Below are 8,299 nucleotides of genomic sequence, written 5' to 3' on the forward strand. Positions count from 1 at the left end.
AGAATGCGCGCAGCGGTGCGCTTCCCCCTTCCACGGCGAGCGTCTACCATTCAGTAGGTTCGGGTGTGGCGCACCTGCCAGGTTCCTGGATGGTTTCGCCTAGACCTGCCGAACCGGTCTTCTTTCGAGCTCTATGTCCGCTTTCGGGATGGAGCCATTTTGGCCTCCATTCGGCCGAGGCGCATAATCCGCGGCTTCCACACATGGGTAAGCGTCCGGCGAACCCGACCTTGCGCGGATTTTCCCGATCTTCAGTCTATGGGCTCGCATTCGGGCGATGGTGCCCATTAGCGTTCATCGTGGGCATTATCGGAGGGGGAGATGGCGGATGTTGTCGGGCGCAGGTACTGGAGCGATGAGGAGAAGCGGGCGATCGTTTCGGAGAGCCTGGAAGCGGGCACTTCGATCGCGGCTGTGGCGCGCCGCCATGGCATGAACGCCAACCTGGTGAGCACCTGGCGCCGCGATCCGCGTTTCGCCCCGGCACTGTCGTCGGGTGCACGTTCGGAACCGGAGCCGGTTTTTCTTCCGGTGCAGATCGACGGCGATATGGGCGAGGCAGGTCGAGCCGCCCCCGAGCCGTCGAAGCCGTCACCGCCGGTTGCGCCGTCATCCACCCCGGTCGAGATCGCGCTGGCCTGCGGAACACGTCTGCGGGTTCAGAGCGATATCGACGCGGCTGCACTCACGCGCGTCATCCGCGCCATTGGGCGGGCGGCATGATCCCGGTTCCGGCGGAGACGCGGGTCTGGCTGGCCGGCGGGGTGACGGACATGCGCAAGGGATTCAACGGTCTGGCCGCCCTGGCCGAGAGCAAGCTGCAGGAAGATCCGCACAGCGGGCATCTCTTCGTCTTTCGCGGCCGGCGCGGCGATCTGGTGAAGATCGTCTGGTGGGACGGGCAAGGAGCGTGCCTGTTCTCCAAGCGGCTGGAACGCGGGCGCTTCGTCTGGCCCGCAGCATCGGACGGCAAGGTCTGTCTGGGCCGGGCCCAGCTAGCGATGCTGCTGGAAGGGATCGACTGGCGCATGCCGCAGCACACCTGGCGCCCGCTGACGGCGGGATGAGGACAGTGTCGATCTCGCGTCGATAAATTATCGACACTAAAACAACGGCTTGATGTCGTTTTTGGGGATTCACGCGCGCGGCCGGATCGGGTAGTGATTCGCCCCATGACCGCTTCGTCCGCCGATCTGCCCGACGATATCGACGCCCTCAAGGGTGCCGTCGGCGTGCTTGAGCGCGAACTGGCCAACCGCGACCTTGTGATCCTCAAGCTCAGGCACCAGCTCGCGGGGCTGCGCCGCCACCGCTTCGGCGCGCGCGCAGAGAGCCTCGACCAGCTCGCCATGTCGCTGGAGGACGAGGCGATCGCCGCGGCGGCCGAGGCACCGGTCGAACCGGAGGCCGAACCGGACCCCGCCCCGACGGACAATCCGGTCCAGCCAAAGCGCAAGCCCCTGCCGGACCATCTGCCGCGCATCGAGGAGACCCTGTCGCCGGGTGAGGCCTGTTCGTCCTGCGGCGGCACGCTCAAGACGCTGGGCCAGGACGTCACCGAAGAACTCAACTATGTGCCGGGGCGTTTCGTGGTGAACCGCATCGTGCGGCCGCGCCGGGCCTGTGCCTGCTGCGAGCGCATCCATCAGGTGCCGCTGCCCTCGCGCCCGATCGAGAAGGGTCGGCCCGGCGCCGGCCTCTTGGCCCATGTCCTCGTCTGCAAGTATGCCGACCACCTGCCGCTCTACCGGCAGAGCCAGATCTTCGCCCGCGACGGCCTCGACATCGGACGCTCGACGCTGGCCGGCTGGGTCGGCCAGTCCGCCGGCCTCTTGGAACCGCTGGCCGAGGCCATCGGCCGGCATGTGCGGCGAGGCACAGCGATCTTCGCCGACGATACCACGCTCAACCTGCTGGCGCCGGGGACCGGCAAGACGAAGACGGCGCGCATGTGGACCTATGTGCGCGACGAGCGGGCCTGGGCCGGTGAGGCGCCGCCGGCGGCCTATTATCGCTTCACCCCGGACAGGAAGGGCGAGCACCCGGTCGAGCACCTGGCGGGATATAGAGGCTTCATGCATGCCGACGGCTATGCCGGATTCAACGCGCTCTACGACACCGGCGAGATTACCGAAGTCGCCTGCATGGCGCATATCCGGCGCAAGTTCGTCGACGTGCACAAGGCCTCCGGCTCGGCGATCGCCGAAGAGGCCATCCAGCGCATCGCCCGGCTCTACGCCATCGAGAAGGCCATCCGCGGCAAGCCGCTGGACGAGCGCGCCGCGGTGAGACAGGCCCGGTCGCGGCCGATCTTCGAGGCGTTCGACACCTGGCTCGCGACCCAACTGACCCGGATATCCGGTAAGACGCCTCTCGCCGCGGCGATCCGCTATGCCCTCACGCGCATGAAGCGGCTTGAGCCGTGGCTGGCGCATGGCGTCACGGAACTGGACAACAACGCTGCCGAGCGCGCCATGCGCCCGGTCGCCCTGGGCCGCAAGAACTTTCTGTTCGCCGGCTCGATGAAGGGCGGCCACGCAGCAGCTTGCCTCTACACCCTGATCGAGACCGCCAAACTCAACGGCGTCGATCCCCAGGCCTGGCTCACCGACGTGCTCGCCCGCATCGCCGACACCAAAATCACCCTTCTCGACGACCTCCTGCCCTGGACCTACGCTCAGCGAGCCTGAGCGTAGGCGAGGCCGCTCTTCACCGGCAGGGCGGGTTCACCGGACGGTTTTGGAGGGCCAGCTCGTCCCGGCTCATTAGCGTCTGGCCACGGCCCTAGTCGATTGTAACTGACGGCAAGCTGCTGCAACGCTTGCCCAATGACCAGTAGTTGTGAATGAAACCATTTCGCCACGGAAGCGCTCTCCTTGAATCGGCGGAAGCAATATTCTCTCGATTTTTTCTGGACACGAAACAACCTAAGCGGCAGTCTGAGATGGCATGCTTAAAAGGAGGACCCTATGCGTGTACTGACCGTAGCGGAAATGGACTACGTGGCTGGTGGATATTACGATGGTAATCCGCCCGACAATCCCGATGGACCCGACCCAGACAATCCGGGGCCGTTTCCTCCGATTGAGGACAATCGGGATCTTATCGAGCCGGAAATTGGTGGGGGTCAAGGGGACAATGATGAAGGCGGGTTAACTGCTATTACAGCCTGCGCTATTCTCACCGCGCTGGGCGGCGATCCCGCGATAACCGCAGGCATTTGTATGCACGCACGTGATAACGAGACCGAAGGAAACTAGTCCTCGACTGGTGTTTCTGCTGAAATCTGAGCGGGCGCCGCGTGACACGCGGCGCCCGCTTCCAAATTGATGTGATAATGCCTTCCATGGCCCGATTTTGGATCATTATTTCTGCAGTGTTTTGTTGGGGATGTGATACTCCCGCTGCAGAGGAATTCACTGCTCTACTGCCATCGCAACACGATGCAGAATGTGACCCTCGAGCAAGCCCACCCCAGATCTGGCAATCCGGCCAGGAGGGCATGCTCTGTGGTGTCCTTGGGCGCACTGCAAGCGACTTCCTAGTTTCGCTTGAACCAGGTGAGCTTGAGTTCCTCACTGTCAGAAGTACGGGCGGTGATGGCATTCTGATCAATACGATAGTTGAGCAGATCAATAGTAAAGCCATTGCGGTGGCGTTCGACGGCATATGCATCTCGGCGTGCGTCGAGCTTTACGTAGGAGCGAACAAAGCGGTGCTCCGCGAGCGAGCGATCTTCGTTGCTCACTCCACATTAGGATATCGGCTGGAGCTCATTCGGCGCACCGCTGAGTGGGCGCAGGCAGAGCATCGGGCTGTCGCAGATGTCGGAGCAGAGTTCGAGAGAAGTTTTCAATTGGCGGCGACAATCCCGTGGAGATTTCATTTAGAAAGCACCGCTCTAGTGGAGCCAATTTGTGCCGGAGCGATCAACGATGGTGTCATATCATTGGTCGCGAACGGACGTACAGCGTTCGAGAGTACTCACCAGTACTGGTTGCCTTTAGCCGAAACGCTCCAACGATGGCGTGGCGACGATCATGAACAAGCAACCGTCCAGCTCTACGATGAAACATTGCCGGATCGCATGGTAGCGCAGTGGTCGTTCGTAGGCGGTATGAATCTCCGACATCCGTTGCCTGACAGCCAAGTCATCCTAGAAGGAGAGAAAATCGCTCGCTCGACGATAGGTCTATGTGTTGAAGAGGCTGATTAGTGGCACAAGAAAAATCCCTTGGTCACGATCTTTGACGAAGAGGATACTATGTATGTTGCAGTGTACCGGAAACGCTCTTCAAAATCATTGTGACCGATCAGGGACAGGCGGGCTTTCTCCTCGCGCACGTTGTCAGCTCGTTTCGAAGAGCACTGAGGCGGCGCGGCCGGAATTGCAATCTGCTCGACATCCGAAGCTTCGCTAGTTTCGCACCGCTAGCACCGGGTCCATTACCCATCGCCACAGCGGACGTTCGTCCACGATCACATCGGCGCTTAGCGTCATGCCGGGCTGGAGCGGCTGGGAGGAGCCATAGGCCGAGACACTCTGCCGGGCGAGATCCACGCTGAGCCGATAAACCGGTGCCTGGACGGAGATCGGCGCGGCGAGCTCGCTCGGAGACAGGGCCGAGGTTGAAAGGTCGGCCACGTGGCCCTCCACCGTTCCAAAACGCTGGTAGTTGAACGCATCGATCCGCAACCGGACGGCCTGGCCGGGTTCGACGAATCCCGCCGCGCTGGTCGGCACCAGGAGGTGGGCCCGCAGGACCTCACCCTCCGGCACCAAGGCGGCCAATGGCAGCTCGGGTCGGACTGCCAGCCCGATCGAGGCCTGGACGGACGTCACGCGGCCGGCGATCGGGGCGGAAATCGTGTACCCGGCTGCGCGTTCGAGATCGCGCCGGGCCTGCTCCAGTGCCGTTACGCTGTCTCGCGCCCGGGACAGTTCGAGATCGCGCCGGGTAGGCAACTGGGTTACCTGGTGGCGTACTTCACTCAACTGGCGTTCGCGTTCCAGCCGCTGACGCGCGATATCCTGAAGCACGCCTTGCGCATTGATCAGCGAGTTGCGGACGCGTTCGACTTCGGCATTGGGTGCCAGCCCGCGCTCGGACAAGGATTGCCAGCGCTCCCATTGCCGTTCGGCGAGGGCGGCGCTTTCCCGCGCTAGGTCCGCGCTCCGCGACAATTGGTCGAGGTCGGCTTCCAGCCCTTCGATTCGCAATGCGAGCTCGGCTTCTTCGCCGCCAAACAGCTGGCTTCGCGCCTCCAGCTGAAGGCGCGCCTCGCGAATGCGCGCGTCCACCCGGGCGATTTGAGCGGCGAGCGAGGCGTCGTCCTCGGCATTAGCGCTGTCGAGGCTCAAGCGGACAATCGGATCTCCGGCAACCACGCGATCGCCTTCGGCGACGAAGATCTCGGTCACGATCCCGCCCCTCTGGGCAAAAATCGGTGCGACCCCGTTCTGCGGCGCCAGATAGCCGGGCACGGTCTCCTTACGGGAGTAGGTGCCGTAAGCGGCGATACCGGCGAAGACAAAGGCTATGACAACAAAGGCCGTGGTCATCACGGCAAATATCCGAGGCTGGCTGATGATGACATCGCCCATGCCCGATTGCGACTGGCCTTCGATCACTTCCTGTCGAAACAGCATGCGCATCCCATTGAGGCTGGATAGATCATGTGTGCCCGGCTAGGATGTATAAAAGCTTGGGTTGTGCAAGCTCTTTCGCGAGACTGTTGTCCTGGAATTTTGTGTTGATTGAAGAGATTTTTCATCGCGGCCGGCTCCCTGCGATCTTGCAGGCCGAGGCCTCGGAATGCGGGCTGGCCTGTCTGGCGATGATCGCCACGAAGCACGGCCGACGCACAACGCTGAGCGAATTGCGCAACAGGTTTTCTCTGTCACTGAAGGGCATGACACTTCAGGATCTGATCCGGGCAGCCGATAGTCTCGGTTTCGCGGCACGGCCCGTGCGCTGCGAACTCAACGAACTCGACCAGCTTCGGCTCCCCGCGATCTTGCACTGGGATCTCAATCATTTCGTCACCCTGGCAAAAGTCGGCCGCAATCATGTGATCGTGCACGACCCGGCCCGCGGGCGACGGAAACTGCCGATGGAAACCGTCTCCAAACACTTCACGGGCGTGGCATTAGAGCTGATGTCCACACCGATGTTCGAAACTAAATCCAAGGTCGAACGGCTCCAAATCGGTCAGTTGTGGAACCGGCTGCGCGGGTTCTCGAACAGTCTATGGCAGCTCTTTGCGCTCTCGCTCATTCTGCAGCTCTTCACCATCGTCGCCCCGCTAGTCAATCAGATCGTCGTCGACGAGGCGATCACGAAGGGCGATCTGCAACTGCTGACAACGGTGATATTGGGGTTCGGCCTGCTGATGCTGGTCCGAATCGCCATTTCGACGCTGCGCGGCTTCGTCAGCATGTATCTTAGCAATCTGATGACGTTCCAGATGGAAGCCAATCTGCTGCGGCATCTCATGCGGCTTCCGGCCAGTTTTTTCGAGAAGCGGCACATCGGGGACATCGTCACCCGGTTCGGCTCGCTCGCGCCGGTGCAGGGCCTCATTACCTCGGGTGTCATCGGCGCGGCGCTCGACGGGCTCATGGCGGTCGGCACGCTGACATTTCTGTTTTTCTATGCGCCCACCCTGACGTTGGTCGTACTGGGTTTCCTGCTGGTCTTCTTTGCCATCCGGATGATCAGCTTTCCCTATATCCGCCGCCTCAGCGAGGAGCAGATCCAGACCTCTGCCGATCTCGAATCCTACTTCCTAGAATCGATCCGATCGGCGCGTGCAGTCAAGCTGTTCGGCCGGGAAGAACAGCGCCACGCGCGCTGGCAGAACCTGTTCGCCGACAACGTGAATGTCCGCATCCGACTGCAACGGTTCGGCCTATGGGGCGGCGCCGGACAGTCGATCCTGAGCGGCGGGCAAAACCTGTTGATTCTCTATCTCGGCGCCCGTGGCGTGATCGCCGGCGATCTGACGCTGGGCATGCTCTTCGCCTTTCAGTCCTACCGCAGCTCTTTCGAAGGCGCGGCCAAGGGGCTGGTCAACACGCTGATGGCCTGGCGGATGGTAGGACTTCATCTGGAGCGGCTCGCCGACATTGTTCATACCGAGATCGAAGAGCCGGAGGGTAAGATCGCGCGCCTCCCGCAACGTCTGAGCGGCCGGATTGAGGTGGAGAACCTTCGCTATCGCTATGGTGATAACGAACCTTGGGTGCTCGACGGCGCCGGTTTCACGGTGGAGCCCGGCGAGCGGGTAGCCATTGTTGGCCGGTCCGGCGGCGGCAAGTCGACCCTCATGAAGTTGATGCTGGGCCTCTACAGGCCCAGCGAAGGCCGCATTCTATACGATGGACGTCCATTGGAGCACTGGGGGCGGCGGGCGCTGCGAACCCAGATCGGAGTCGTCATGCAGGACGATCGGTTGCTGTCGGGGTCGCTGGCCGAGAATATCAGCTTCTTCGATACCGAACTGGACATGGACCGGGTCATTGCCTGCGCCAAGGCTGCAGCCATTCATGACGAGATCGAAGCCATGCCGATGGGCTATCAAAGCCTGGTCGGCGACATGGGCTCGGCCCTGTCCGGCGGGCAGATGCAGCGATTGCTTCTGGCGCGCGCGCTCTATCCCGATCCTGCCATTCTCATGCTCGACGAGGGCACGGCCAATCTCGACGGCGACAGCGAACGCAAGATCATCGAGGCGCTGGCCGATCTGCAGATCACCCAGATCATCATCGCCCACCGCTTGCAGGCGATCGCGGGCTCGGACCGGGTGGTGCGTATGGAGAGCGGGCAACTGGTGGATGCGCAATATCCACAGATCGGGCAGTGAGCGTTTTGCGTTTCCGAGTCTGTCATGTGGCAAATCGCGGACGCGCGGAATTGGTGGCGAGCCACGCCTGACCTGCCCATACCTCGGAGGCGGCATAGGAGTAGAAGCCGATTGACAGCCAGCTGTGCGACCCGAGAGCCCACGCGTTGGCTGCGTGAAAGTGAACAGCTCCCGCCATCTTGCCCCCCGATAGTGTCCAAGATCCTATCGAATGGACACCATCGGCCCATCCGGACGGCTCAGACTCGCGACCGAAACGATCCGGACAAGGTCACCTTCACCGGACGCTTACCTTTATTACGAAAGTCTGATCCTTTCATAGTCCATGGTTTGAGGTCTGGCGAGTGTGCCAAGAGCGGAGCCCCCGCGTAGCTCGAGCGACCGGCACGCTGCGGGCGACAGCGAGCCCATAGACGCGCGATCAGGAGAATCT

The 8,299-nt window shown here is 62.0% G+C and carries 7 protein-coding genes; 6 read left to right on the top strand and 1 reads right to left on the bottom strand.

Translation table 11 applies throughout. The annotated features are described in order from the left end of the window. Positions 1-321 precede the first annotated feature (321 nt). From QZ266_RS13415 to QZ266_RS13435, 5 genes are all read left to right on the top strand, one after another. Positions 322-723, top strand: a complete 402-nt coding sequence (locus tag QZ266_RS13415; protein ID WP_295695990.1) for a transposase — start codon at positions 322-324, stop codon at positions 721-723. Then, the gene (gene tnpB / locus QZ266_RS13420; RefSeq protein WP_295695992.1) at positions 720-1,067 is read left to right on the top strand and encodes an IS66 family insertion sequence element accessory protein TnpB; all 348 of its coding nucleotides are present in this window, start codon (positions 720-722) and stop codon (positions 1,065-1,067) included. The genes QZ266_RS13415 and tnpB overlap by 4 nt, the downstream gene beginning before the upstream one ends. A gap of 105 nt (positions 1,068-1,172) precedes the next feature. Then, the gene (locus QZ266_RS13425; protein WP_295695994.1) at positions 1,173-2,690 is read left to right on the top strand and encodes an IS66 family transposase; all 1,518 of its coding nucleotides are present in this window, start codon (positions 1,173-1,175) and stop codon (positions 2,688-2,690) included. A gap of 279 nt (positions 2,691-2,969) precedes the next feature. Beyond that, on the top strand, positions 2,970-3,260 hold the full coding sequence (locus QZ266_RS13430; RefSeq protein WP_295695996.1) for a hypothetical protein: 291 nt from the start codon (positions 2,970-2,972) through the stop codon (positions 3,258-3,260). 86 nt (positions 3,261-3,346) lie between these two features. Continuing rightward, a complete protein-coding gene (locus tag QZ266_RS13435) occupies positions 3,347-4,216 on the top strand; it encodes a hypothetical protein (RefSeq protein WP_295695998.1) in 870 nt (289 codons plus the stop codon). Between the two features lie 201 nt (positions 4,217-4,417). Here the strand turns inward: QZ266_RS13435 and QZ266_RS13440 are convergent, their stop codons facing one another. Continuing rightward, a complete protein-coding gene (locus QZ266_RS13440) occupies positions 4,418-5,650 on the bottom strand; it encodes an HlyD family efflux transporter periplasmic adaptor subunit (RefSeq protein WP_295696000.1) in 1,233 nt (410 codons plus the stop codon). 101 nt (positions 5,651-5,751) lie between these two features. Here QZ266_RS13440 and QZ266_RS13445 point away from each other — a divergent pair, with 101 nt between their 5' ends. After that, on the top strand, positions 5,752-7,866 hold the full coding sequence (locus tag QZ266_RS13445) for a peptidase domain-containing ABC transporter (RefSeq protein ID WP_366918461.1): 2,115 nt from the start codon (positions 5,752-5,754) through the stop codon (positions 7,864-7,866). Positions 7,867-8,299: the final 433 nt, after the last annotated feature.

Origin of the sequence: uncultured Maricaulis sp., from assembly GCF_905480005.1 — a bacterium.
Classification (GTDB): domain Bacteria; phylum Pseudomonadota; class Alphaproteobacteria; order Caulobacterales; family Maricaulaceae; genus Maricaulis.

Coding starts and splice junctions, on each gene's coding strand:
- QZ266_RS13430 (WP_295695996.1), top strand. CDS start 2,970: ATGCGTGTACTGACCGTAGCGGAAATGGACTACGTGGCTGGTGGATAT.
- QZ266_RS13440 (WP_295696000.1), bottom strand. CDS start 5,650: ATGCTGTTTCGACAGGAAGTGATCGAAGGCCAGTCGCAATCGGGCATG.
- tnpB (WP_295695992.1), top strand. CDS start 720: ATGATCCCGGTTCCGGCGGAGACGCGGGTCTGGCTGGCCGGCGGGGTG.
- QZ266_RS13435 (WP_295695998.1), top strand. CDS start 3,347: ATGGCCCGATTTTGGATCATTATTTCTGCAGTGTTTTGTTGGGGATGT.
- QZ266_RS13425 (WP_295695994.1), top strand. CDS start 1,173: ATGACCGCTTCGTCCGCCGATCTGCCCGACGATATCGACGCCCTCAAG.
- QZ266_RS13415 (WP_295695990.1), top strand. CDS start 322: ATGGCGGATGTTGTCGGGCGCAGGTACTGGAGCGATGAGGAGAAGCGG.